Annotated in this window: 27 protein-coding genes; 13 read left to right on the top strand and 14 right to left on the bottom strand. The window is 62.4% G+C overall.

What is annotated here, in order from left to right; translation table 11 throughout:
• Positions 1-100 precede the first annotated feature (100 nt).
• From FJ430_RS18835 to FJ430_RS18825, 3 genes are all read left to right on the top strand, one after another.
• Positions 101-1,297 carry an N-acetylmuramidase domain-containing protein gene (locus tag FJ430_RS18835; RefSeq protein WP_140711089.1) on the top strand — a complete coding sequence of 399 codons (1,197 nt, stop codon included), beginning with the start codon at positions 101-103 and terminating at the stop codon, positions 1,295-1,297.
• 103 nt (positions 1,298-1,400) lie between these two features.
• Positions 1,401-1,694 carry a hypothetical protein gene (locus FJ430_RS18830; protein WP_140711088.1) on the top strand — a complete coding sequence of 98 codons (294 nt, stop codon included), beginning with the start codon at positions 1,401-1,403 and terminating at the stop codon, positions 1,692-1,694.
• A 179-nt stretch (positions 1,695-1,873) separates the two neighbouring features.
• Positions 1,874-2,134: a hypothetical protein gene (locus FJ430_RS18825; RefSeq protein WP_140711086.1), complete on the top strand. Its 261-nt coding sequence runs from the start codon at positions 1,874-1,876 to the stop codon at positions 2,132-2,134.
• Positions 2,135-2,211: 77 nt separating this feature from the next.
• Here the strand turns inward: FJ430_RS18825 and FJ430_RS18820 are convergent, their stop codons facing one another.
• A complete protein-coding gene (locus FJ430_RS18820; protein WP_226891778.1) occupies positions 2,212-2,478 on the bottom strand; it encodes a hypothetical protein in 267 nt (88 codons plus the stop codon).
• Between FJ430_RS18820 and FJ430_RS18815 the strand changes: the two genes are divergently transcribed.
• Positions 2,477-3,346 (top strand): RNA ligase family protein, encoded by an 870-nt coding sequence (locus tag FJ430_RS18815; protein WP_140711085.1) that lies wholly within the window; start codon positions 2,477-2,479, stop codon positions 3,344-3,346. The genes FJ430_RS18820 and FJ430_RS18815 overlap by 2 nt on opposite strands.
• On the opposite strand, the gene FJ430_RS18810 is transcribed toward FJ430_RS18815, so the two are convergent.
• Positions 3,343-3,522 (bottom strand): hypothetical protein, encoded by a 180-nt coding sequence (locus FJ430_RS18810; protein ID WP_140711084.1) that lies wholly within the window; start codon positions 3,520-3,522, stop codon positions 3,343-3,345. The genes FJ430_RS18815 and FJ430_RS18810 overlap by 4 nt on opposite strands.
• Before the next feature lie 79 nt (positions 3,523-3,601).
• On the opposite strand from FJ430_RS18810, the gene FJ430_RS18805 reads away from it, so the two are divergent.
• The gene (locus FJ430_RS18805) at positions 3,602-3,865 is read left to right on the top strand and encodes a hypothetical protein (RefSeq protein WP_140711083.1); all 264 of its coding nucleotides are present in this window, start codon (positions 3,602-3,604) and stop codon (positions 3,863-3,865) included.
• 17 nt (positions 3,866-3,882) lie between these two features.
• Entirely contained in the window at positions 3,883-4,161 is a 279-nt protein-coding gene (locus FJ430_RS18800; protein WP_140711082.1) for a hypothetical protein, read from the top strand.
• Between the two features lie 7 nt (positions 4,162-4,168).
• Here the strand turns inward: FJ430_RS18800 and FJ430_RS18795 are convergent, their stop codons facing one another.
• A complete protein-coding gene (locus tag FJ430_RS18795) occupies positions 4,169-5,143 on the bottom strand; it encodes a phytanoyl-CoA dioxygenase family protein (RefSeq protein WP_226891776.1) in 975 nt (324 codons plus the stop codon).
• Positions 5,144-5,290: 147 nt separating this feature from the next.
• Here FJ430_RS18795 and FJ430_RS18790 point away from each other — a divergent pair, with 147 nt between their 5' ends.
• Together FJ430_RS18790 and FJ430_RS18785 are read left to right on the top strand one after the other, a co-directional pair.
• Complete coding sequence (locus tag FJ430_RS18790) at positions 5,291-6,151, top strand: helix-turn-helix domain-containing protein (protein ID WP_140709732.1); 861 nt, start codon at positions 5,291-5,293, stop codon at positions 6,149-6,151.
• Between the two features lie 66 nt (positions 6,152-6,217).
• The gene (locus FJ430_RS18785; RefSeq protein WP_140709730.1) at positions 6,218-6,421 is read left to right on the top strand and encodes a hypothetical protein; all 204 of its coding nucleotides are present in this window, start codon (positions 6,218-6,220) and stop codon (positions 6,419-6,421) included.
• A 16-nt stretch (positions 6,422-6,437) separates the two neighbouring features.
• Here the strand turns inward: FJ430_RS18785 and FJ430_RS18780 are convergent, their stop codons facing one another.
• The 4 genes from FJ430_RS18780 to FJ430_RS18765 form a co-directional block, all read right to left on the bottom strand.
• The gene (locus FJ430_RS18780) at positions 6,438-6,536 is read right to left on the bottom strand and encodes a putative RiPP precursor (RefSeq protein WP_210239401.1); all 99 of its coding nucleotides are present in this window, start codon (positions 6,534-6,536) and stop codon (positions 6,438-6,440) included.
• Positions 6,537-6,647: 111 nt separating this feature from the next.
• Positions 6,648-7,592, bottom strand: a complete 945-nt coding sequence (gene rbsK, locus FJ430_RS18775) for a ribokinase (RefSeq protein WP_140709728.1) — start codon at positions 7,590-7,592, stop codon at positions 6,648-6,650.
• Positions 7,593-7,596: 4 nt separating this feature from the next.
• Positions 7,597-8,049, bottom strand: a complete 453-nt coding sequence (locus FJ430_RS18770) for an RbsD/FucU family protein (protein WP_140709726.1) — start codon at positions 8,047-8,049, stop codon at positions 7,597-7,599.
• Between the two features lie 27 nt (positions 8,050-8,076).
• Positions 8,077-9,135, bottom strand: a complete 1,059-nt coding sequence (locus tag FJ430_RS18765) for an ABC transporter ATP-binding protein (RefSeq protein ID WP_140709724.1) — start codon at positions 9,133-9,135, stop codon at positions 8,077-8,079.
• A gap of 280 nt (positions 9,136-9,415) precedes the next feature.
• Here FJ430_RS18765 and FJ430_RS18760 point away from each other — a divergent pair, with 280 nt between their 5' ends.
• The 3 genes from FJ430_RS18760 (at position 9,416) to FJ430_RS18750 (ending at position 13,318) form a co-directional block, all read left to right on the top strand.
• Positions 9,416-11,080: an ABC transporter substrate-binding protein gene (locus FJ430_RS18760; protein ID WP_140709722.1), complete on the top strand. Its 1,665-nt coding sequence runs from the start codon at positions 9,416-9,418 to the stop codon at positions 11,078-11,080.
• Between the two features lie 195 nt (positions 11,081-11,275).
• Positions 11,276-12,391, top strand: a complete 1,116-nt coding sequence (locus tag FJ430_RS18755) for a carbohydrate ABC transporter permease (RefSeq protein ID WP_140646116.1) — start codon at positions 11,276-11,278, stop codon at positions 12,389-12,391.
• Positions 12,392-12,400: 9 nt separating this feature from the next.
• Entirely contained in the window at positions 12,401-13,318 is a 918-nt protein-coding gene (locus FJ430_RS18750) for a carbohydrate ABC transporter permease (protein ID WP_140646117.1), read from the top strand.
• 47 nt (positions 13,319-13,365) lie between these two features.
• On the opposite strand, the gene FJ430_RS18745 is transcribed toward FJ430_RS18750, so the two are convergent.
• Both FJ430_RS18745 and hxlB read right to left on the bottom strand, forming a co-directional pair.
• Entirely contained in the window at positions 13,366-14,109 is a 744-nt protein-coding gene (locus FJ430_RS18745) for a creatininase family protein (protein ID WP_140709720.1), read from the bottom strand.
• Between the two features lie 3 nt (positions 14,110-14,112).
• Positions 14,113-14,679, bottom strand: a complete 567-nt coding sequence (gene hxlB, locus FJ430_RS18740) for a 6-phospho-3-hexuloisomerase (protein ID WP_140709718.1) — start codon at positions 14,677-14,679, stop codon at positions 14,113-14,115.
• A 176-nt stretch (positions 14,680-14,855) separates the two neighbouring features.
• On the opposite strand from hxlB, the gene FJ430_RS18735 reads away from it, so the two are divergent.
• Positions 14,856-15,878, top strand: coding sequence for an aldo/keto reductase (locus FJ430_RS18735; protein ID WP_140709716.1), 1,023 nt, complete (start codon positions 14,856-14,858; stop codon positions 15,876-15,878).
• 69 nt (positions 15,879-15,947) lie between these two features.
• On the opposite strand, the gene hupB is transcribed toward FJ430_RS18735, so the two are convergent.
• From hupB to clpP, 4 genes are all read right to left on the bottom strand, one after another.
• On the bottom strand, positions 15,948-16,220 hold the full coding sequence (gene hupB / locus FJ430_RS18730; protein WP_027166452.1) for a DNA-binding protein HupB: 273 nt from the start codon (positions 16,218-16,220) through the stop codon (positions 15,948-15,950).
• Between the two features lie 195 nt (positions 16,221-16,415).
• Complete coding sequence (gene lon, locus FJ430_RS18725) at positions 16,416-18,827, bottom strand: endopeptidase La (RefSeq protein WP_140646121.1); 2,412 nt, start codon at positions 18,825-18,827, stop codon at positions 16,416-16,418.
• Positions 18,828-19,102: 275 nt separating this feature from the next.
• A complete protein-coding gene (gene clpX, locus FJ430_RS18720; protein WP_140646122.1) occupies positions 19,103-20,377 on the bottom strand; it encodes an ATP-dependent Clp protease ATP-binding subunit ClpX in 1,275 nt (424 codons plus the stop codon).
• A 291-nt stretch (positions 20,378-20,668) separates the two neighbouring features.
• Positions 20,669-21,304, bottom strand: a complete 636-nt coding sequence (gene clpP / locus FJ430_RS18715; RefSeq protein WP_140646123.1) for an ATP-dependent Clp endopeptidase proteolytic subunit ClpP — start codon at positions 21,302-21,304, stop codon at positions 20,669-20,671.
• Between the two features lie 344 nt (positions 21,305-21,648).
• Between clpP and FJ430_RS18710 the strand changes: the two genes are divergently transcribed.
• Entirely contained in the window at positions 21,649-22,236 is a 588-nt protein-coding gene (locus FJ430_RS18710; protein WP_140709714.1) for a hypothetical protein, read from the top strand.
• Between the two features lie 134 nt (positions 22,237-22,370).
• On the opposite strand, the gene FJ430_RS18705 is transcribed toward FJ430_RS18710, so the two are convergent.
• Positions 22,371-22,574, bottom strand: a complete 204-nt coding sequence (locus FJ430_RS18705) for a DUF3126 family protein (protein ID WP_027166457.1) — start codon at positions 22,572-22,574, stop codon at positions 22,371-22,373.
• Positions 22,575-22,637: the final 63 nt, after the last annotated feature.

The raw sequence follows: 22,637 nt of genomic DNA, 5'->3' as shown, positions 1-22,637 counted from the left end.
CTCCCCGAGCCGCAATTGTCTACTCTTCAACGAGCAAGGCGGCAATGGCTGATACTTTGCTCCAGATAAATTTCTCACAAACAAACAAATGAGGTTGACTATGGACGCCACGTTCAAGGGCGCCGCCGCGCGCCTGAAAGACATCGACATTCCTCGCATTGGCGCAGAGATCGGCGTCGGCGAGGATGAGCTCCACGCCTTCATGGATGTGGAGGCGGCAGGATCCGGATTCGACACGGCCGGTCGGCCGAAGATGCTGTTCGAGCCGCACGTCTTCTACCGGCTGCTCGGCAAGGGCGCGCAGCGCGATGCAGCGGTCAAGGCCGGCCTCGCCTATCCGAAATGGGGCTCGAAGCCCTATCCGAAGGACAGCTATCCGCGCCTGGTCAAGGCTATCGCGATCGACGAGACGGCGGCGCTGATGTCGGCGTCGTGGGGTTTGACCCAGATCCTCGGCGAGAACCACCGCGACGCCGGCTACACCTCGCCGCAGGCGATGATCACGGCTTTCAAGGCGTCCGAAGCCAATCACCTCGAGGCGACGGTCCGTTTGCTCGTCGCGTGGAAGATCGACGACGACCTTAAGGCGCATCGCTGGCCTGTCATTGCCAGGACCTGGAACGGGCCGGGCTACAGGCAGAACGCCTATGACAGGAAGATGGCCGCCGCTTTCGCCAAGTGGCAAGCGATCAAGGATACGCCGCTGTGGCCCATGGAGGCGCCGGATGCTGCTCAAGCCGCACCGGAACCGCAGCCGATGGCAGCTGAGCCTGCTGTCGCGGCGCCCGACGAGGCCACCGTCGAGCGCGTGCAGCAGCAGCTGAAGGATCTCGGCTATACCGAAGTCGGCGCCGTCGACGGCAGGATCGGCACGATGACGGCGACGGCCATCCGAGCCTTCCGCGCCGACAACGGCCTGCCGGCCGGCGACGGCATCGACGACGACATGCTGCTTTCTCTGCAGAAGGCCAAGCCGCGCGTGATCGCGCCGGAACGTGCCAACGCGGCGCCGGAGGTCGTGCGCGACAAGGTGCCAGAGGTCAAGGCGAACTGGCTGACCAAGATGGGCGGCTACATCGTCGGCATTCCCGCTGCCGTCGGCGCCGGCGTCAAGGGCATCCTTGGCAACCTCGACGCTGCCAAGGGCTATGTCGAGCCGCTGACGTCGATCGCCAGTGACGTTCCCGGCTGGGTGTGGCTCGCCGGCATCGCCGGCATCGCCGGCGCCCTGGTGCTCGTCTCGCGCCACGGCGAGGCCAAGGGCGTCGAGGCGTTCCAGACCGGGGCGCGACGCTGATGCGGCCTATCCTCGAGGCGTTGATCGAACAGGCGCTGCCGGTAGTCGCTGGCTTCCTGGTCGGGTTGGCGGCCGGAATCGGCCTGATGTGGTGGGTGTTCCTGTGAGCGCGGCCATCACGCTCATTGCCGGCATCGTCGGCGGCAACAGGCTGCTCGCCGGCGTCATCGCCTGGGCCGTCATCGCGCTCGCCGCCTCGGCCGCCGCGGTCGGCGTCTACGAGCTCATCAAGCACCGCGGCGCCGAAGAGGTCCGCGCACAGATCGACAAGGAGAACCAGGATGCGGTCAACAAGGGTATTGAGGCCAGCCGGTCTTTTCGCGATTGCAATGATGCTGGCGGGCTGTGGGACTTCCGGCGTCAGCGGTGTTCCCGCCCTGCGCTCGGCCATCGGTAGCAGCCTCGCCGGGGCGCAGGGCAAGACGCTTGTCGACCAAAACAAGATCGACGAGACCCTTGCCGCCGGCTGCGCGGTGAAGTTCTACACGCCGGCCGAATGCGATCGACAGACCAAGGCGAGCGCGGCGCGGCGCGCCGAATTGAAATCCTAGCAGTGCGTTGAAAGGGCGGGCGAACATGGCGGATGAAATTGTGGAAACCAGCGATCTCCGTGATCTGCGCGCACGGGTGAGGGACCTCGAAGTTTGGCGTGTGCAACGCGATATCGACAGTGCGCGCCACGACGAACGATGGAAACACATGGATGACAAGATCGATGGTGTCGGCAAGAAGGTCGACAAGATATCGAGCGACCTGTCACGGATCATGTGGCTGATCCTGTCGGGCATCATCCTGGCGATCATTGCCTTTCTGGTGAGAGGCGGGTTCTCGCCATAACCCTTCGTTGCTAATTGCCATGCCGCCCCGCCCGCGCATCCTTCGGGATGCGCGGGCTTTTCTATTCGCCCTGAGGATCAATCGAATTCAAGCCAATCGTGCACGGGCTGTTCATGCCAGAGAACTTGTCGGAGGTCGCGCTTGTCGACGACCTGGTGACAGAATCGGCATGTGTAGAAATGCTCTGCCTGGTGTTTCGGTTCGCCGCCTTCGCGTTTTCCTGGTCTGCCCATCTCCGGCAATTCTGAGAGCTTCGTCATAACCACTACTACATACAATTTCGCTAAAATGCCCGGAACCGGAAAGCCGCGCGCGGCCTTATCGCGGTTGTTGGGTATGTGCATGCGTAACGCCGTAGAACGTCTGAAGTTCATCAAGCCGATGGAGCCGCTCCTCGTCGAAACGCCGCCGCTGAGCGACGACTGGTTTCACGAGATCAAATATGACGGCTTCCGCACCCAGCTGATCCTTGATTGGGCCGGCGCCAGGGCTCTCTCGAGCCATGGCCATGATTGGTCCAAACGCTACTGGCCGATCGTTCAGGCTGCGGAGAAGCTGCCCGCGAAATCCTTCATCCTGGACGGCGAGATGATCGCGCCGGACGAAGACGGCCGGCCGAACTTCCACGCCATGCATTCGCGCATGACCTGGAACGCCGAGCAGCTCGCCTATGTCCCCTTCGACATCCTGCACCTCGACGGCCGCGACCTGCGCGCACTGCCGGCGATCGAGCGCAAGGTCATCCTGTGGGACCTAGTGGAGCCGGCCACGGGCATCATCCAGTATTCGGTGCATGTCGAAGGCGGCGGCGCCGATTTCTTCAAGGGCGTCGATAAGATGGGTCTCGAGGGCATGGTCTCGAAGCGGCGCGGCAGCGCCTATCGCAGCGGGGCGACCGACGCTTGGCTCAAGATCAAATGCTGGGAAACCGACGATTTTGATCTCTGGGGCATCCGGCGCCGGGCGGGAAAGCGCACCGAGGCGATCGTCGGTCGCGAAGGCAAGTATGTGGGCGCACCGGCAATCAACATGACTAGGGAGATAGGCGAGCGGCTTGTCGCTCGGATGCGGTCGGAGCCACCGGCCGTCGTGCCCAGAGCTGTCGCCGACGACGTCGAATGGTTGGAGCCCGGCCTCAAGGCGCGCGTGCGCTCGCTGCGCGGCGAACTGAAGCTGCGCCACGGCTCGGTGCAGAAGATCATCGAAGGCTAGAGAAAGCGTTCCCCTTCGCCGCGGTGCTCATAGCAGAACCAGTGCGATGCCTGCGTCGGCTTGGCGAAACCCCAGCCTGCATCTTTGCCGCAGCCGGCATGTTCGCATGCATGGCCGAGTTGGCCGCGCTCGCGTGGCTGGATGGCTTCGCCGGGGCGTGTCGGTTCGTCGCTCATGGCGAAAAGATTCCACGACCCGTCTTGACGGTCAAGGAATTTGTTCTCATTTCGTTCTGATAAACCGGAGAACGAAATCATGCCGCGCCATCGCCGCCACGACGACATTTCACAAAGCCATCTTTTGGCCATCGAACAGCAGATGCACAGTCTCAACAGGGTGCTCGATGCCGCCACTTTGTCGCTGACGCCGTTTCGCCCGCATTATGATGCCATCGGTGTTCTGAAGAAGCAGATGCGCGAAGCGGTCAACCTTTTGAAGGATCGGCCGATTGACTATGAGCGGCCGCATGCGGCACCGATGTCCGGTCCCGGCCTGCCACCGCCGGACTTCAAGGGCTGATCGATGGTCGAGCGCAGATGGCAATCGAGACGGTCCGTGATGTCTGGCAGGCCGGCGGTCGAATCCATTTCCGCTGCACCTGGGGCCGGCGCGCCGGGCTGAAGACGATCCGCGAATGCGGCTTCCGCTACGATCTCGACCTGATGACCTTCATGATCACGCGCGGTAGGGCCTGCCTGGTCGCCGAGCTCAAGAGCAAGGTCCGTTGCCCAATGTGCGGCTCACGCGACGTGGCGATCGGCATCACGCTGCCGGGTAGTGCGGGTGCTGGTGCGATGGTGGCGTCTGACAGGTAAAGCGGTTTCAACTTTGCCTGTTTTTGCCGGCAATTCGAAGGTGTCGAGAGTCGAAACCTTCGCCTGAAGCTGTTCGGCTTTTCACTGGCCTGTCACGCCGGAGGTCGCGGGTTCGAGCCCCGTCACTCGCGCCAGTCCGCGGCGCCTCGCGCTCGCGCCAGGATCGGATCCGCGCCTCGCGCTCGCCGAGATTGCCCTCATCGGCCGGGAACATGGAGATGTACTGCGCCATCCTCACCCTGCCGTCGGACGTGTTCGGCGCCACGCCATGCGCCAGGAGCGAATTGAAGATCATCAGGTCGCCCGGGAAAAGTTCGAGCTTCTCGATCCTGTCCTCGATCCCCCTCATGTCCGGGTGGTGCGAATCGCGGCCGGCTGGCTGGGTTTTGACCCATTCATCGAAATGCTCGAACAGATAGGGCACACATTGGAAACCGCCGATATCACCGCCGTCCTGGTGAACCAGCGAAAGCACACCCCGGACCGAGATCGGCTTGGGCTCGAGCGAGGTGTCGGCGTCCCAGTGGATGAAACCAGGGGATGCGCGTCTGCCCTTGTTGGGGGTGTTGAGGTTGGCGCGGTCGATCGCGACCCACAGATCCTCCATGTCCCAGATGTCGACAAAGGCGTCGTAGACGCGGCGCGCCATGCGATTGTCCCACAGGAACTGGTGGTTGTAGATCTCGACCATGCCGGCGTTGTTGATTTCCTTCAGCGCATAGTCGCGCCGCTGGGTGACGTCCCAGGTCGTCGGATCGCTGGGGTCCTTTTCCTCGAATTGCCAAAGCAACGCCTTGAGGCGCTCGACATTTTCCTTTGGCACTGCATTGCGCACGATCACGAAGCCTCGCTTTTGCCAGTGGGCGAAATCCTCATCTGAAAGCACGCGCAGCGGAAGCGTTTTCTTGATCCTGGACAATTGGGTCGTTACCCGGCTGGACGTCGGGTGATCGTCCTTGGTGATGTCCTTCGCGTGGGCCATCGATTTCCTCCTCGATCTTGTCTTGTCGAACACGAGGCTAACCGAACGGCGGACCTGCATGTTGTCCCTGACAGGCCATCAATGATACTATTCTGGCGTTCATCATTCTTTCTACGCTGTTCAAGGCAAATTCCTTGGTGGCACGCCATGAAGCCGTATCTTGAGAAAGTCACAATCGCCGATGACGCCTCATGGTCGATGGTAAGGGTCCCGCGCGACCCGACCATTCCCTTCGAATGGCACCATCATCCGGAGTATGAACTGACGTTCACCCTGAACTCGCGCGGGCGCCGCTTCGTCGGCGACCATGTCGGCAACTATGACGATGGCGATCTCGTGCTGCTCGGCCCGAACCTGCCGCACACCTGGTCTTCTTCGGGCAAGATCGACGTGGGCAGGCCGCATCTGGTCATGGTCATCTGGTTCCGGCCCGAATGGGCACGTGGATTGACCGGGCTCCTGACGGAGCTGCGACCGGTCGGCGGCCTGCTGGAAAGATCGGCGCGCGGGCTGAAATTCTCGCAAGGCGCGACCGGGCGCGTCAGGGCGCGTATCGAAGCAATCTTCGACAAGCCGCCCGCGGAGCGGCTGCTCGACCTCATTTCGGTCCTGCTGACGCTTGCCGGGGATGACGAGGCCGAGCCACTGACTGCGCCGTCCCGCTCGCCCTCGTCCATCGCCTCGAGCGGATCGCGCATAGACCGCGTGCTGGACTATCTGCACGCGCACTACACCGACGATCTGAGCATCGACCGTCTCGCCCGCCTCGCCGCGCTCAGCCCGTCAGGCTTTCACCGCATGTTCACGCGGCACACGCGCTTGACCCTGGTCGAATATGTGACGCGGCTGCGCATCGGCGAAGCCTGCGCCCTTCTCACGGAAGAAGACAAGCCGATTGCCCACATCGCCGAGCTTGTCGGCTATCGCTCGCTGGCCAATTTCGGGCGTCAATTCAAGGCGTTGAAGGGTCTTACGCCGCGCGAATATCGCGGCAGGTTCGCCAGCTAGGTCTTTCTCGGAACCATTCCAATCTTGTCCCGTTCAGCCCACGGGCGAAAAAACGGGAGAGATCAGATGGCTGTGAGATGTCGGATTTCCATCGACGACGAGAGGGATATCGACGAGCTCGCCTTCCAGGAATTGCCGCGGGTCGGCGAAAGCGTGTCGATGCCGATCGAAGGGTCGAGCAGGGACCTGCGGGTGCTGCGCGTCGTGCATATGCCCGGCAGCGAGCAAGGTGCAACGACGATGCTGGAACTGACCAGCAGGATTCTGTAGCGCTGTCCTTGGAAAATCATTCGCCCAGGACAACCCCGGACGCGATAATCTGGGCCGTCCGTTCGGTGAGCTTCTGACGCTTCACCAGCGTGGGCTTTTCGTAAGGCTTTTTCATCCTACCGTTCCAAATCGGCGCCGCCGGCAGGACGATGAACGCGCTCGCCTCGGTAGCGTTCCGGAATAAGCGGCCTCTAACAAAGCCGCGAAAAATGGACTGCGGGAGGTCTCAGGCCCTGGCGAGCAGCGCTTCGACCTCTTTGAGGGTCGGCATGGACGGCGCAGTGCCGGGGCGCGTCACCGAAATGCCGGCGACCGCGCAGGCAAAGCGGATGGCCTCCAGCGGCTCGACGCCCTTTGCCAGGGCCGCGGCCAAGCCGCCATTGAACGCGTCACCTGCCCCCGTGGTCTCGACCACCGGGCCGGCATTGACCGCGCCGACATGCTCGGAGCGGGTCTTGGTGTGCAGCAACGCACCCTTCTCGCCGAGCGTGACGATGACGGCGCCGACACCCTTGGCCAGCAGAGCGTCGGCGGCGCGGCGGGCGTCGTCGATCGACGAAACCTTGATGCCGGTCAGTCCTTCGGCTTCGGTCTCGTTGGGCGTGACATAGTCGCAGAACGCGTAGATGCGGTCGGGCAGGCTGGCGGCCGGCGCGGGATTGAGGATGGTCGTCACCCCTGCTCCACGCGCGATCTCCAGCGCCTTCAATGCCGCGTCGATCGGCTGTTCGAGTTGGGTGACGAAGACGCCGGCGGACCGGATGAGTTCGGCATGCGCTTCGATGTCGGCTGGGGAAATCAGCATTGCAGCGCCCGGGCTGACGATGATGGCGTTGTTGCCGCTGCCTTCCTCGACGAAGATATAGGCAGCGCCCGTATAGCTGTCCGGCGTGTCGATGACGGCGCTTTTCACGCCCGCGTCCTTCCAGGTCTGCTTGGCCATGTCGGCGAAAGCATCGACGCCGAGGCGCGTCAGGAAGGTGATGTCGGCGCCGAGCTTGCCGGCGGCCACGGCCTGGTTCGATCCCTTGCCGCCCGGGCCGAGCTTGAAGGAATTGCCGAGGATCGTCTCGCCCAGGCGCGGCTGGCGGTCGGCGCGATAGGCGGTGTCGGCGACGAACACGCCCAGGATCACAACGGGCTTCATGACGACAGGCTTGCCGGTGGCCATGTCCTTACTCCGCATCCGGCGGCACGACGCCCTTGCGGAAGGCAAAGCAGCCATAGAAGCGGCGCTCGCCGGTCTGGATCACGCAATAGGCTTTCTTGGAGCGCTCGTAGAAGGCATAGCGCTCGATCGAGATCATCGGCCAGGGCTTGCCCTCGGCCGCGTTGATCTCCTTCTGCACCTCCCTCTGCACCGGCGGGATCTCGTTCGGCTTGCCGACGATCTCCATGCGCGCCGCCGCATCGTTGACGAAAGTATCCAGCGGCAAGACCGACAGCACCGCCTTCACCACTTCGGCCGCCGTCGCATCGATGCGCAACAGCTTGCCGAGCACGGTTTGCCGCGCCACCGAATCGGACGGGAAATTGGTGTCGGCGATGATCAGGTCGTCGCCATGGCCCATCGCCCGCAGCGCCTGGAGCACATCGGCATTGAGCAGCGGATTGATCCCTTTGAGCATGGTTTCCTCTTGAAGGGTTGTGTGCGGTCAGAGACGCTTGCCGGTCCCGGCGTCGAAGAGATGGACCTGGTCGAGACGCGGCTTGAGCTTGAGCGTGTCGCCAGGCTTGAAGTCGTGGCGCTCGCGAAACAGCGCCACCATCTCGCCCTCGCCGAAGCGCACGAAGGCCAGCGTCTCGGAGCCTGTCGGCTCGACCACCGAGACGGTGGATGCGACGCCGTCCGGATGGATCTCCAGATGCTCCGGCCGCACGCCGTAGACAACGGGCTGGCCATCCTCGGCAACAACTCCCGACGGCATCGGGAACGCCGTGCCCGCGATCTCGACGACCGGCTTCTCAGCCTTCTTCACGGTGCCCTTGAGCAGGTTCATCGAAGGCGAGCCGATGAAGCCGGCGACGAAAAGGTTCGCCGGCCGATCGAACAGCTCAAGCGGCGCGCCGACCTGCTCGATGCGGCCGTCGCGCATCACGACGATCTTGTCGGCCATGGTCATGGCCTCGATCTGGTCATGGGTGACGTAGATGGTGGTCGTCTTCAGCCGCTGGTGCAGCTCCTTGATCTCGGTGCGCATCTGCACGCGCAGCTTGGCGTCGAGGTTGGAAAGCGGCTCGTCGAACAGGAACACCTGCGGATTGCGCACGATGGCGCGGCCCATGGCGACGCGTTGGCGCTGGCCGCCGGAAAGCTGGCGCGGGTAGCGCTTGAGGTACGGAGCGAGGTCGAGGATGTCGGCGGCGCGCTTGACGCGTTCGGCGACGACGGCCGGATCGGTGCCGCGCAGCTTCAGCGCGAAGGCCATGTTCTGCTCCACCGTCTTGTGCGGATAGAGTGCATAGTTCTGGAACACCATGGCGATGTCGCGCTTCGCCGGCGGCAGGTTGTTGACGACGCGGTCGCCGATCGAAATCGTACCGCCGGAAACGGTCTCCAGCCCGGCCACCATCCTCAAAAGCGTGGACTTGCCGCATCCTGACGGACCGACCAGAACGACGAACTGTCCGTCGGCAATATCGACGCTGACCTCATGCAGGACCTTGACGGTTCCGAACGCCTTGGCCACACTGCTGATCGCGACTTGAGCCATCGTCTCCCCTTTATCGTTTGCGGTGAAGCTAGCCATTGCCAACGGCGACGGCAAGTCGGTATCTTATAGATAAAAAGCCAATCTTGTTGACAAGGTAATCGATTACGCGAATAGTGGCGAGTGCCAATCCGAGAGCAGGCCTGTTACCCTGAAATCGGAGCTCCGGCGACGCAGGGTGGGGTCCCACGTCCGGTATGATCGAGGAGAACCGAGAGACGCTTCGACGTCCAAGAGATTGGCACTTCAATTCAATGGCTGTTGTTCTGGGAGGAACCTGTAGATGAGAGTCGATCTGTATGAAAAACTGATGCGCGCCGGAGCGAACCGCCGCGATCTGCTGAAGGGCGCGGCCAGCATGGCCGCGATCGCCGCCGCCTCCGGCGCCGGGCTCGGCGCGCTGACGAGGCCGGCCGCGGCCGATGACGACCTGCGCAAGAAAATCCTGCAGATCCCGGGCGTCGGCAAGGGCCAGCCCACCGACGCCGACTTCCAGAAGGTCGGCGAGCTCTGCCTCGAAGCGACCAAGGCCAATGTCAAGGAAGGCGAGTTCGCCGGTGTCGAGCTGACCTTCATGGGCCTCAACAATCAGAACCTGCACAATGTGCTGTTCCGCGGCTTCCTGAAGCCATGGGAGGCCTATACGGGCGCCAAGATCAGCTGGATCGACCTCGCCCAGGCCGACTACAACGCCCGCCTGCAGCAGTCGATCGCCACCGGCACCGTCGATTTCGACATCATCGAGATGGGCGCGCCCTTCGAAGGCGATGTCTGCGGCAAGGGCCTCACCTCCGAGATGCCCGACTGGGTCAAGAAGCAGATCGACTTCGACGACCTCGTCAACTACCTGAAGCCGCCGGTCGGCACCTGGGACGGCAAGCAGTATCGCGTGACCATCGACGGCGACACGCACAACTTCAACTACCGCACCGACGTGTTCGCCGATGCCGACCTCGCCAAGCAGTGGAAGGACAGCGGCGCCACCACCGAATGGGGGGTGCCGAAGACCTGGCAGGAAGTGCAGGCCGTCACCAAGTTCCTCAAGGGCAAGCAATTCAAGGGCCAGGACGTTTATGGCTATCTCGACGCGCCCAAGCCCTGGGGCGGTTTCGGCTTCTACTTCCTCGGCAGCCGCGCCACGGCCTACGCCAAGCATCCCGACGACAAGGCCTGGCTGTTCGATGCCGACACCATGAAGCCGCGCATCAACAATCCCGCCTGGGTGCGTGCCATCCAGGACGTGATCGACGCCCTGCCCTCCGAGCCCGCCGACCAGATCAACGCCGATCCGAACACCACGGCCTTCCAGCAGTTCCTGGCTGGCACCGGCTCGATGATCCCCTGGTGGGGCGACGTCGGCTCGAACGTCAAGACCAATGACTCCTCGGTCATCGGCGACGTCACCGGCTTCTCGATCCTGCCGGGCTCCGACGACGTCTACAACTCCAAGACCGGCAAGTGGGACAAGCTTGCCAGCGGCCCGAACTATGCGCCGAACTGCGCCTATCTCGGCTGGGGCGTCTATGTCATGGCCCGCGTCGACAAGGACGAAAAGAAGAAGAAGGCCGCATGGTCCGCCGCCGCCCATCTCGGCGGCAAGGATCTGTCGATCTGGACGGCGATGTACCCATCGGGCTTCCAGCCCTACCGCAACTCCCATTTCAACGTTCCGGAGTGGGTGGCGGCCGGTTACGACGAGGCCTTCATCACCTCCTACCTCAAGTCGGAAGGCGATTCCTACAACCACCCGAACGCGGCGATCGAGCCGCGCATCCCCGGCATCTTCCAGTACTACTCCGCCGCCGAGGACATTCTGGCCAACACCTTCGCCGGCAAGATGAAGGCGCAGGAAGGCGCCGACGCCATCGCCGCGGCCTGGGAAAAGCTGACCGACCAGATCGGCCGCGAAAACCAGGTCAAGCTCTACAAAGCCTCGCTCGGCATGTAGGCTGGCTTGTGAGACGTCGCGGCCCGGTGGCACATCGTCACCGGGCCGCGTCGTTACCGGCTTGGCCGGTTTGATGCGTTAGAGCAATTCCAGGAAAAGTGTGAGCGATTTTCCGTCCGGAATTGCGTAAAAACAAAGAGATAGAGCGGTTCGCCGTTTCCGTGAAACGGTGAAGCGCTCTAGAAGGCGAGAGGCGTGGCTGAGCAGATTTCGACCGCAAATGCGTGGCCGGCGAATCCGGCCGATCTGATCCCGGCAGGCCGCAAGCGCCTCGGCTGGGGCCTGCTGGCCCTCGCGACGCTTGGCCTGCTGGCGATCATCATCGTGCAGGTCCTCTACAAGACCGAAATGTCCACGGTCGGTTTCGACACCTGGCGACCGGTGATCTACGCTTACATCTTGTGGGGCGCAGCGCTCGGCGCCTGGCAGGTGCTGACGCGTGGCGAGGACGGGCAGCGCGCGCTGTTCCTTTTGCCGGCGCTGCTCTTCACCATCGCCATGGTGATCTTCCCGACCCTGTTCGGCTTCTACATCGCGCTCACCGACTGGAACCTCAGCTCGTTTACCGGACGCAGGTTCAACGGCCTCGACAATTTCTGGCAGATGCTGGCCGATCCCTACTACCGCAATGCGCTGTTCAACATGGTGCTCTACGTGCTTGCGGTGCTGGTCGAATATGTCATCGCCTTCGGCCTGGCGCTGCTGCTCAACGCGCAGATCCGCGCCCGCAAATTCTTCCGCGTCGTCTTCCTTTTGCCGCTGATGCTGTCGCCGGTCGCGGTGTCCTGGATGGTCGGCAAGTCGCTGATGGAATACCGGTTCGGACCGGCGGCGACGCTGGCGCGCCATCTCGGCTGGGACAATCCCGCCTTCTTCTCCGATCCGATCACCGCCCGCATCTCGATCATGATGCTCGACGCCTGGACCTTCATCCCGTTCATGATGATCATGCTGCTTGCCGGCCTGCAGGCGATGTCGCGCGAGGTTCTGGAAGCCGCCCGCGTCGACGGCGCGACCGCATGGCAGACCTTCTGGCAGGTCACCTTTCCGCTGATGCTGCCGGTGTCGGTGACGGCCGTGATCCTGCGCATCATCTTCAAGCTGAAGCTCGCCGACATCATCATCACCTTGACCTCCGGCGGCCCCGGCGGCGCCACCGATTCCGTGTCGAGCTTCATCTATCGCGAATATCGTGACCGCTCGAATGTCGGCTACGGCACCATGCTGGCCATGGCCTATCTGATCATCATCGTCGTGTTCGTGACCTGGCTGCTGAAATTCGCCAGTCGCTTCGTGCGCAACGTCAACTGAGCGGCCGTCATGAGCGTACAGACCACCGACTACACCGTTTCTGAAATCCGCTCGCCGGCGGCCTTCATCGCCAGCCGCGTCTTCATCTATGGCGCGCTTATCTTCTGGGCTTTCGTCTGTCTGTTCCCGATCTACTGGACGATCACCACCTCGTTCAAATCGGCGGTCGACGTCACGCAAGGGCATCTCATTCCCTTCGTCGACTTCCAGCCGGACTGGAAAGGCTGGCGCTCGCTCGGCCTGTCGCCGGATTCGATCTTCCAGACATCGACCGTGCGCGACGAATTTCTGAAACGGTTCATGAATTCCGTCATCACCTCTGTCGGGGCATCGGGCCTCGCCATCATCATCGGCAGCCTCGCCGCTTATGGCCTCACCCGCTATCGCTACAAATTCGCCTGGTTCAAGAACGAGGACATCTCTTTCTTCTTCCTGTCGCAACTGATCCTGCCGCCGGTCGTGCTGGCGCTCCCCTTCCTGGTGCTCTACCGCGAAGTCGCCCTCCTCGATACGCGCATTGGGCTTGTGCTCCTCTACACGCTGATGGTGCTGCCGATCGTCATCTGGATCATGCGCGACCAGTTCAACTCTATTCCCGTCGAATTGGAGGAGGCCGCTTTGGTCGACGGACTGTCGATCTGGGGCGCCTTCTTCCGCATCGTCATGCCGATCGCGCTGCCCGGCATGGTCGCCGCTTTCATCCTGGCGATGGTGCTGTGCTGGAACGAATATTTCTTCGCCGCCCTTCTGACGTCGACGGACGCCAAGACAATCCCCGTCATGGTGGCGAGCCAAACAGGCTCGCAAGGCATCAACTGGTGGTCAATGGCGGCCTTGGCCACGGCCGCGATCGCGCCGCTGGCCATCATCGGCATCGCGCTCGAGCGCTATCTGATCATGGGCATGACGGCCGGCTCGGTGAAATAGGCGCCTTCCCCTTCTCCCCTTGTGACCCCTTGTGGGAGAGGGGAGAGCTAGGCCTGCAGGATCGACCGCAAATGGTCGAGGATCATCGCGACGCCGATCTTGCCGAGACCCGCGGAGGCTTCCGCGGCGCCTTTAGTGTACCAGCCGGTGTTGTCGGCGAAATGCTTCTCGTCCACCGCCTCCGGGCATAGGGCCAGCATCAGCGATGTCTCGCCGATGCCGGCATGGTCGAACGGGTATTTGCCGTTCATCGCGGCCGGCATCAGCGGATGCACTTGCACCCAGTTGAAGACATTCTCGCCCTGGGCGTGGCCGGCATAGTAGTCGGCCATGGTGTTCGAGCCCCACCAGCCCTCGCCGCGCTCCTTTTCGAGGAAGCGAAAGATCGCCTGCCGGCCGGCGGTCTTGAAGGCGAGATCGGTCGGCATGCCGGCCGCGAAATTCTCGGTCTGATGATGGATGATGGCGTGGATGTTGCGGAAGCCGATGCGCAGCAGGCCGTAGAACAATTCCTCCGCGAAAGGCGAAAGCGCCGGGCCGCCGACCTGCACCGAGCCGCTGCCTTCCGGCGGAGCCACCGCATAGCTTGCCGCGCCGTAATAGAAGGGCGGCAAAATGACGATGTCCCTCTCCTGCTCGATCAGTTCCACCGTCTTGATGACGGCCAGCGTGTCCATGCCGACTGCCATGTGCTCGCCATGGTATTCGAGCACGCCGAGCGGCAGAACGACCGGCCAGTTCTCCTCGATCGCCTTGCGGATCTGGTGCGGCAGCATCAGCTCGTAGCGCATCCCTTACTCCATATTGGTGTGCCTGGCGCGCATCGCTTCCGGCGTCGTCCCGGTCAGCGCCTTGAGCTTCAGCACCATGATTTCGAACAAAAGGAACAATGCGCCTTCGAACAGCGAGCCCATCGGCAGCACCGAGGTTCGGGCGGCGCCCTGGTCGCTGGCCATCGTCTGCGCCGGAATGAGCAGCGTGAAGTCGGCAAGCTTCGCGGCGCTGCCTTCCGGTTCTGCGGTCAGGAGCAGCACCTTTGCCCCAGCCGCGCGGGCAACCCGCATCAAGGTCAGCACCGTGGTGGTCTCGCCCGGACCTGAACTCGCCAGGAAGACATCGCCCTGCCCCAATGGCGGCGTGGTCATGTCGCCGACGACCGAGACCGGCAGGCCGAGATGATAGAGCCGCATGGCAAAGCCCTTGACCTGCAGCGCCTCGCGGCCGCAGCCATGGACGGCGATCCTGCCGGCGCCGGCAAGCATTGCGCAGGCGGCGTCGATTTGGGCTTCATCCGTGCGCGCCAGCACCGCGCCAAGCTCATTCAGCGCGGTCGCGAACATACCTGATCCGGCTTTGGTCATGATGGCTCACCCTGCCTGCGGAGGTATCGCTTGGCTTTGTGATGTGCTGCCGCGAAAGGCTTGTTTTGTTTATGCTACCACCGCGAAAATCGCTGTCCAACGAGCCTCGGCACTTTTGCTGGGCCACGAGCGTGATAGTGTCATGTCAGACAAATCGCTCCGGGACATCGTCAGACATGAAGACACGGCATTTCGACCGCATCGGCAATGGCGGCATCACCTTCACCGAGCTCGGTTTCGGCACGGCGCCGCTCGGCAATCTCTACCGCGCCATCTCCGACGAGGACGCCAACGCCACCCTGCAGGCGGCATGGGCGACCGGATGCCGCTACTATGATACGGCCCCGCTCTACGGCCTTGGCCTGTCTGAAACCCGCCTCAACCCGTTCCTGCGCGGCAGGAAGCGCGACGACTATGTCTTGTCGAGCAAGGTCGGCCGTATCATGCGCGTCTCTGCGCCGGACCAGCGCACCGGCATCGGCAAGTTCTTCGAGACGCCGTCGCGCCGGGAAGTCTACGACTACAGCTATGACGGCGTCATGCGTTCCTTCGAGGCCTCGCTGGAGCGTCTGGGCGTCGACCGCATCGACATCCTCTTCGTCCATGACGTCGACGTCTTCACCCATGGCAGCAAGGAGGCCTCCGACGCCCGCATCGAGGAGTTCATGTCGTCCGGCTATTACGGGCTGCTTTCGCTGCGCGACCAGGGCGTCATCAAGGCCTTCGGCGGCGGCATCAATGAGTGGCAGGTCGCTCAAACCCTCGCCGAACGCGGCGATTTCGACCTGTTCCTGCTCGCCGGCCGCTACACGCTGCTCGAGCAGGAGGCGCTGCAATCCTTCCTGCCCCTTTGCCAGAAGCGCGGCATCGGCATCGTGCTGGGCGGACCCTACAATTCCGGCGTGCTTGCGACCGGACCGAAGCCCGGAGCCTTCTACAATTACAGCGAGGCGCCGAAGGAGATCCTGGATCGCGTGGCGCGCATCGAAGCCGTCTGCAAGCGCCACGACGTGCGCCTGATCGAGGCGGCCCTGCAGTTCCCGCTGCAGCATCCTTCGGTGATGTCGGTGATCCCCGGCGGCCAGCGGCCGGCTGAAGTCGAAAGCAACCGCGCGCTGCTCGACACCAAAATACCTGCGGCGCTCTGGGTGGATTTGAAACAGGAAGGCCTGATGCGCGCCGACGCGCCGACGGCCTGAGCCGCTGCGAACAGCCGAAAAAAGAAAAGCCGGGCAAGCCCGGCTTTTCTGCTCTTAAAAGAAAAGGTCTTAGTTGACCGCGTCCTTGAGGCCCTTGCCGGCCGAGAACTTCGGCACGGTGCGGGCCGGAATCTTCACTTCCGCGCCGGTCTGCGGGTTGCGGCCGGTCGAAGCAGCGCGTTTTGACACGGTGAAATTTCCGAAGCCGACAAGCCGGACATCGCCGCCCTTCTTCAGTTCGCCAGTGATCACGGAGAACACCGCATCGACGGCTGACTGCGCATCAGCCTTCGAAATGCTTGCGGAGTCGGCGACGGCGGACACCAGTTCGTTCTTGTTCATAAAAATTCCCTTCCATGAGAAAACCGGAACTACGACTCATCCGGCAGGAAACGGACTTTAGAAAGAAGCGCTCCGGAACCCAAGCCGAAAACCGCGGAATTCCGGGCTTTTTTCGACTTTTTCGTCGCTTTTTCACATGAAAAAGCCGGGCCCAAGGCCCGGCTCTCTCTTTGTGCGCTGCAATGTTAGCAAATGCTAATGAGCAAGCGACTTTCCGGCATCGTCGCCGCTGTCGACCGGAGCGGGCGCATTGACCGGCTCGACCCACTCGATCGGCTCCGGCATCCTGGTCAGCGCATGCGCGAGCACCTCGCCGACCCGCGAGACCGGGACGATCTCCATGCCGTTCTTCACATTGTCCGGAATGTCCGCCAGGTCCTTGACGTTCTCTTCCGGGATCAGGACCTTCTTGATGCCGCCGCGCAATGCCGCGAGCAGCTTCTCCTTCAGGCCGCCGATCGGCAGAATACGGCCGCGCAGCGTGATCTCGCCGGTCATCGCCACATCGGCCCGCACCGGGATACCCGTCAGCACCGAAACGATGGCCGTGGCCATCGCGGCGCCGGCGGACGGGCCGTCCTTCGGAGTCGCGCCTTCCGGCAAGTGGACGTGGATGTCGCGCTTGTCGAACAGCGGCGGCTCGATGCCGAAATCGATAGCGCGGGAGCGGACATAGGATGCCGCCGCCGAGATCGATTCCTTCATGACGTCGCGCAGATTGCCGGTCACCGTCATGCGGCCCTTGCCGGGCATCATGACGCCTTCGACCGTCAGCAGCTCGCCGCCGACTTCCGTCCAGGCAAGACCCGTGACCACGCCGACCTGATCGTCCGCCTCGACCTGACCGAAGCGGAAGCGCGGCACGCCGAGATAATCGGCGAGGTTGTCCGCCGTGATCTTCACCGTCTTCTTCTTCGTCCGCAGGATCTCGGTCACCGCCTTGCGCCCGAGCTTCATCAGCTCGCGCTCCAGGCTGCGCACGCCGGCTTCCCGCGTGTAGGTCTGGATGATGCCGCGGATCGCGTCCTCGCCGACCGAGAATTCGTTCGGCTGCAGGGCATGGTCGCGGATCACCTTGGGCATCAGGTGACGCTTGGCGATTTCGATCTTCTCGTCCTCGGTGTAGCCGGCGATACGGATGATCTCCATGCGGTCCATCAGGGGCGCAGGGATATTCAGCGTGTTCGCCGTCGTCACGAACATCACGCTCGACAGGTCGTATTCGACCTCGAGGTAATGATCCATGAACGTCGAGTTCTGCTCGGGATCGAGCACCTCGAGCAGGGCCGAAGACGGATCGCCGCGGAAGTCCTGGCCCATCTTGTCGATCTCGTCGAGCAGGAAGAGCGGGTTGGACTTCTTAGCCTTCTTCATCGACTGGATGACCTTGCCGGGCATCGAGCCGATATAGGTCCGCCGGTGGCCACGGATCTCGGCCTCGTCACGCACGCCGCCGAGCGCCATGCGGATGAACTCGCGGCCGGTCGCCTTGGCGATCGACTTGCCGAGCGAGGTCTTGCCGACGCCGGGCGGACCGACGAGGCACAGGATCGGCCCCTTCAGCTTCTTCTGCCGGCTCTGCACGGCCAGATACTCGACGATGCGCTCCTTGACCTTGTCGAGGCCGAAATGGTCGGTGTCGAGGACGTTCTGGGCGAAGGCCAGGTCCTGCTTGACCTTGGAGTTCTTGCCCCACGGGATCGACAGCAGCCAGTCGAGATAGTTGCGCACGACCGTCGATTCAGCCGACATCGGCGACATCGAGCGCAGCTTCTTCAATTCGGCTTCCGCCTTTTCGCGGGCCTCCTTGGAGAGCTTGGTCTTCTTGATGCGCGCCTCGATCTCGGCGGCTTCGTCGCGGCCGTCCTCGCCCTCGCCGAGCTCCTTCTGGATCGCCTTCATCTGCTCGTTGAGGTAGTACTCGCGCTGCGTCTTCTCCATCTGGCGCTTGACGCGCGAACGGATGCGCTTTTCCACCTGGAGCACGGAGATTTCGGCTTCCATGAAGCCCATCGCCTTCTCCAGGCGCTCCTTGACGGAAAGCGTGGCGAGCATCTCCTGCTTCTCGGGGATCTTGATGGCGAGATGCGAGGCAACCGTATCGGCGAGCTTGGAATAGTCGTCGATCTGGCTGGCGGCGCCCACCACTTCGGGCGAGATCTTCTTGTTCAGCTTGACGTAATTCTCGAAGTCGGTGACGACCGAGCGGGCAAGCGCCTCGATCTCAACCTCTTCCTCTTCCGGTTCGGCGAGCGCGGTAGCGCGGGCTTCGTGGAAATCGGCGCGGTCGGTGAACGAGACGATCTTGGCGCGCGAGGCGCCCTCGACCAGAACCTTCACGGTGCCGTCGGGCAGCTTCAAGAGCTGCAGCACATTGGCGAGCGTGCCGATGTCGAAAATCGCATCGGGCTCAGGATCGTCGTCGGCTGCATTCATCTGGGTGGCGAGCAGGATCTGCTTTTCCTGACCCATCACCTCTTCCAGCGCCTTGATCGACTTTTCACGGCCCACGAAGAGCGGAACGATCATATGCGGGAACACGACGATATCGCGCAGTGGGAGGACTGCGAAAACGCCGTCGCCGGAAGCCTTGGATATCTTGGCCATTGTCCAACCTTTCATGTCGCGGCCGCTTATTTTAGCCAACCGCGAATCTCATATTAACGACCGAGTGTCGTTCCGCCTACCACCGTTTGTGACGGGAGTTTTACAGCACAGAATTCGGCGCCTCGGCCTTCTGCTGTTAGGTGGATGCAGCCGAGGCAAAGATCAAGGGTTAACACGGTCGCTCGACCCGTTCCATCGCATGCCTTCCCGCCTTTCACAGCAAAACGGCGCCACGCGGGCGCCGTTCCATGAAAATTATGGGGTCAAACGCCATTTCAGGCGCTGACATTGCCCTTCTTTTCCTTCTGCTCGGAATAGATGTAGAGCGGCCGGGCGTTGCCGGACACCACCTCTTCCGAGATCACCACTTCGCGCACGCCTTCCAGCGCCGGAAGCTCGAACATGGTGTCGAGCAGGATCGCTTCCATGATGGAGCGCAGGCCGCGGGCACCGGTCTTGCGCTCGATGGCGCGCTTGGCGATCGCCGAAAGCGCGTTCTCGTGGAAGGTCAGGTCGACATTCTCCATCTCGAACAGCCGCTGATACTGCTTGACCAGCGCGTTCTTCGGCTCGGTCAGAATCTGGATCAGCGCCGGCTCGTCGAGGTCTTCCAGCGTCGCCAGGACCGGTAGGCGGCCGACGAATTCCGGGATCAGGCCGAATTTCAGCAGATCTTCCGGCTCGACTTGGCGGAACAGGTCGCCGGTGCGCCGATCCTCGGGCGAGGCCACCGTCGCGCCGAAGCCGATCGAGGTCTTGCGGCCGCGGTCCGAGATGATCTTGTCGAGACCCGCGAAGGCGCCGCCGCAGATAAACAGGATGTTGGCGGTATCGACCTGCAGGAATTCCTGCTGCGGATGCTTGCGGCCGCCCTGCGGCGGCACGGAAGCCACCGTGCCTTCCATGATCTTCAAGAGCGCCTGCTGCACGCCCTCGCCCGACACGTCGCGTGTGATCGAGGGATTGTCCGACTTGCGCGAGATCTTGTCGATTTCGTCGATATAGACGATGCCGCGCTGCGCCCGCTCGACATTGTAGTCGGCCGACTGCAACAGCTTCAGGATGATGTTCTCGACGTCCTCGCCGACGTAGCCGGCCTCGGTCAGTGTCGTGGCATCGGCCATGGTGAACGGCACGTCGATGATGCGGGCGAGCGTCTGCGCCAACAGCGTCTTGCCGCAGCCGGTCGGGCCGATCAGCAGGATGTTCGACTTGGCCAGCTCGACGTCGTTGCTCTTGCCGGCATGCGCCAGGCGCTTGTAGTGGTTGTGGACCGCCACCGACAGCACGCGCTTGGCGTAGGGCTGGCCGATGACGTAGTCGTCGAGGACCTTGAGGATTTCCTGCGGTGTCGGCACGCCTTCGCGCGACTTCACCATCGAGGTCTTGTTCTCCTCGCGGATGATGTCCATGCACAGTTCGACGCACTCGTCGCAGATGAAGACCGTCGGCCCGGCGATCAGCTTGCGGACTTCGTGCTGGCTCTTGCCGCAAAACGAGCAGTAAAGCGTGTTCTTTGAATCACCGCCGCCGTTGCTGACCTTGCTCATTTTTCTGTCCTTTCACCAACGCCCGCCGGTGGTCTGGCTTTGAGTGACGTCTCACCAATCTATCGCGGGAATCCGCCACCGCCAGTGTCCCGGCTCACACAGCGCATTCCGTACGAAACACAAATCAGAAAACGCGGCAATGATTCGCAGCAACCCCACGCAAAGCTAAGCCGTCGAAAATCAACATAGCCTTAACGTAGGCAATCCCAACGCCTGTGGGAACAGCCAAATGTGGCCGAAATGCCGCAAGACGCGCCAAAACCGCGTTATGCTGCCATTTGCCGTCGATGCTCAGGCGGAAGCCGTGGCTGTCTCGACGGCTTCGCGGCTGGAAATGACCTTGTCGATCAGACCGAAGTCCTTGGCCTCGTCTGCGGTCATGAAATGGTCGCGGTCGAGCGTCTTCTCGATCTCGTCATAGCTCTTGCCGGTGTGCTTGACATAGACCTCGTTCAAGCGGCGCTTCAGCTTGATGATGTCCTGCGCATGACGTTCGATGTCCGAAGCCTGGCCCTGGAAGCCGCCGGACGGCTGATGGACCATGATCCGGGCGTTCGGCGTGGCAAAACGCATGTCCTTGTGGCCGGCGGTCAGAAGCAGCGAACCCATCGACGCGGCCTGGCCGATGCAGAGCGTCGACACCGCCGGCTTGATGAACTGCATGGTGTCGTAGATCGCCATGCCCGAGGTGACGACGCCGCCCGGCGAGTTGATATAGAGGTTTATTTCCTTCTTGGGGTTTTCCGCCTCGAGGAACAAAAGCTGTGCACAAACCAGCGTCGCCATCCCGTCCTCGACCGGACCGGTGATGAAGATGATGCGTTCCTTCAAGAGGCGCGAGAAAATGTCATAGGCACGCTCGCCGCGATTGGTCTGCTCGACCACCATCGGAACGAGGTTCATGTAGGTTTCAACGGGGTTCTTCATGGACTACCCTTGTTGGAGATGGATTCCGGCGCCTCGGTATATCAGCAATCGCGCGGAATCGTTCTGGATTGGTTACGACCTAAATAGGATGTCGGCTCACCCTAGCGCAAGGCCGCCTCTCCTAGCCATCTGGTCAAGTCGAGTAAAGCGCGGCAAGCCCGCAAAGCACGGGCGGCTTGCCCCCGTGAGGTGGGTCCGGTCGAGGTTGACGACCAAAGCCATTCGCAAGGTAGCAATTCCTTAACCGCGCCGCTTAACGAAAAGCCTTGAAATCGCTGTCCGCCCCCGGAGCTTCCGCTACAGTCCTGCGTTGTGAAGGCGTCCTTTTTCAACGGGGGAATGTCATGATCCGCAAAAGCTCCGCATCGCTGGCGGCAGTCGCGATGCTTGCCACCGTCTCTGAAACCGCCGCCGGCGGCCGCGCGCTCGAATGCTATGAGCCGATCCACAGGCCGGCGCTCTACGACACCGTTTACGAGGATGTGGTGGTGAGCCCCGGCGGACAGGTGGTCGATTACGACGCGCCGATCTACGGCACCTATCAAGGCGTGGAGCAGATCGCGCCGCCGCGCGTCACCTACGAGACCGCGCCGGCGGTCACACGCACGGTCTACCACACGGTCAAGGTCGACGAGGGCGGCTATGCCTGGGAATGGCGCGTCATCCATGGCCGCAAGGTGCTGTGCAAGGTATGGCGCAAGGCCCGCTATGCGCGCGTCGCCGAAACGGTCGTGATCCAGCCGGAGCGGGTCCGGCGCGTCGTTCAGCCGGCGGAATATGAAGCGGTTGCCCACGAAGTGCTGGTGCGGCCGCAACAAGTCCGCATCCGGGAAATCCCGCCGTCTTACGGGAGGGTAGCGCGTAGAGTGGTGGTGCGGGAAGGTTCGACCAGTTGGCGGCGCGTGCACATTCCGCGGCACTGCCAGGATTAGAGCAATTTCAGGAAAAGTGCTTCGCGGTTTTCCGTTCGGAAATGCGTCAAACAAAGCCCTAGGCGGAATTTCACCTGTGGGCTGCAACCGGCCGGGCGGCGGTGTTCCGCGCCTCGGCCAGAGCTGTTGCTGGCTTAGGCCAGGTCGATGTCGAGAATGGCCATCGAGAAATTATAGTCGCCGTCGTCCTCGTCCTTGAAGACGATGCCGAGGAACTCGTCGCCGACATAGACCTCGGCCGAATCTTCCTTGCGCGGACGCGCCTTGACCTGCAGCTTGGGGTTCTGGAAGACGCGCTTGAAATAGGCGTCCAGCTTTCTGATTTCGTCAGGCTTCAAAAGTCTTCTCCGAAATGTCGGCCTTGTGCGTTGGAAGGCGCTTCTGACACGCCAACAATGGCC

It is taken from the genome of Mesorhizobium sp. B2-8-5, assembly GCF_006440675.2.
Lineage (GTDB): Bacteria > Pseudomonadota > Alphaproteobacteria > Rhizobiales > Rhizobiaceae > Mesorhizobium.
This window is presented reverse-complemented; position numbering and strand designations above follow the sequence as displayed.

Excerpts from the sequence above, each read along its gene's own strand:
- hupB (WP_027166452.1), bottom strand. The coding sequence starts at position 16,220 with ATGAACAAGAACGAACTGGTGTCCGCCGTCGCCGACTCCGCAAGCATT.
- clpX (WP_140646122.1), bottom strand. The coding sequence starts at position 20,377 with ATGAGCAAGGTCAGCAACGGCGGCGGTGATTCAAAGAACACGCTTTAC.
- rbsK (WP_140709728.1), bottom strand. The coding sequence starts at position 7,592 with ATGGCCACCGGCAAGCCTGTCGTCATGAAGCCCGTTGTGATCCTGGGC.
- FJ430_RS18815 (WP_140711085.1), top strand. The coding sequence starts at position 2,477 with ATGCGTAACGCCGTAGAACGTCTGAAGTTCATCAAGCCGATGGAGCCG.
- FJ430_RS18800 (WP_140711082.1), top strand. The coding sequence starts at position 3,883 with ATGGCAATCGAGACGGTCCGTGATGTCTGGCAGGCCGGCGGTCGAATC.
- hxlB (WP_140709718.1), bottom strand. The coding sequence starts at position 14,679 with ATGACCAAAGCCGGATCAGGTATGTTCGCGACCGCGCTGAATGAGCTT.
- FJ430_RS18825 (WP_140711086.1), top strand. The coding sequence starts at position 1,874 with ATGGCGGATGAAATTGTGGAAACCAGCGATCTCCGTGATCTGCGCGCA.
- FJ430_RS18820 (WP_226891778.1), bottom strand. The coding sequence starts at position 2,478 with ATGCACATACCCAACAACCGCGATAAGGCCGCGCGCGGCTTTCCGGTT.
- FJ430_RS18805 (WP_140711083.1), top strand. The coding sequence starts at position 3,602 with ATGCCGCGCCATCGCCGCCACGACGACATTTCACAAAGCCATCTTTTG.
- FJ430_RS18810 (WP_140711084.1), bottom strand. The coding sequence starts at position 3,522 with ATGAGCGACGAACCGACACGCCCCGGCGAAGCCATCCAGCCACGCGAG.
- FJ430_RS18735 (WP_140709716.1), top strand. The coding sequence starts at position 14,856 with ATGAAGACACGGCATTTCGACCGCATCGGCAATGGCGGCATCACCTTC.
- FJ430_RS18785 (WP_140709730.1), top strand. The coding sequence starts at position 6,218 with ATGGCTGTGAGATGTCGGATTTCCATCGACGACGAGAGGGATATCGAC.
- FJ430_RS18780 (WP_210239401.1), bottom strand. The coding sequence starts at position 6,536 with ATGAAAAAGCCTTACGAAAAGCCCACGCTGGTGAAGCGTCAGAAGCTC.
- lon (WP_140646121.1), bottom strand. The coding sequence starts at position 18,827 with ATGGCCAAGATATCCAAGGCTTCCGGCGACGGCGTTTTCGCAGTCCTC.
- FJ430_RS18765 (WP_140709724.1), bottom strand. The coding sequence starts at position 9,135 with ATGGCTCAAGTCGCGATCAGCAGTGTGGCCAAGGCGTTCGGAACCGTC.
- FJ430_RS18745 (WP_140709720.1), bottom strand. The coding sequence starts at position 14,109 with ATGCGCTACGAGCTGATGCTGCCGCACCAGATCCGCAAGGCGATCGAG.
- FJ430_RS18710 (WP_140709714.1), top strand. The coding sequence starts at position 21,649 with ATGATCCGCAAAAGCTCCGCATCGCTGGCGGCAGTCGCGATGCTTGCC.
- FJ430_RS18750 (WP_140646117.1), top strand. The coding sequence starts at position 12,401 with ATGAGCGTACAGACCACCGACTACACCGTTTCTGAAATCCGCTCGCCG.
- FJ430_RS18790 (WP_140709732.1), top strand. The coding sequence starts at position 5,291 with ATGAAGCCGTATCTTGAGAAAGTCACAATCGCCGATGACGCCTCATGG.
- FJ430_RS18760 (WP_140709722.1), top strand. The coding sequence starts at position 9,416 with ATGAGAGTCGATCTGTATGAAAAACTGATGCGCGCCGGAGCGAACCGC.
- FJ430_RS18835 (WP_140711089.1), top strand. The coding sequence starts at position 101 with ATGGACGCCACGTTCAAGGGCGCCGCCGCGCGCCTGAAAGACATCGAC.
- FJ430_RS18770 (WP_140709726.1), bottom strand. The coding sequence starts at position 8,049 with ATGCTCAAAGGGATCAATCCGCTGCTCAATGCCGATGTGCTCCAGGCG.
- clpP (WP_140646123.1), bottom strand. The coding sequence starts at position 21,304 with ATGAAGAACCCCGTTGAAACCTACATGAACCTCGTTCCGATGGTGGTC.
- FJ430_RS18795 (WP_226891776.1), bottom strand. The coding sequence starts at position 5,143 with ATGGCCCACGCGAAGGACATCACCAAGGACGATCACCCGACGTCCAGC.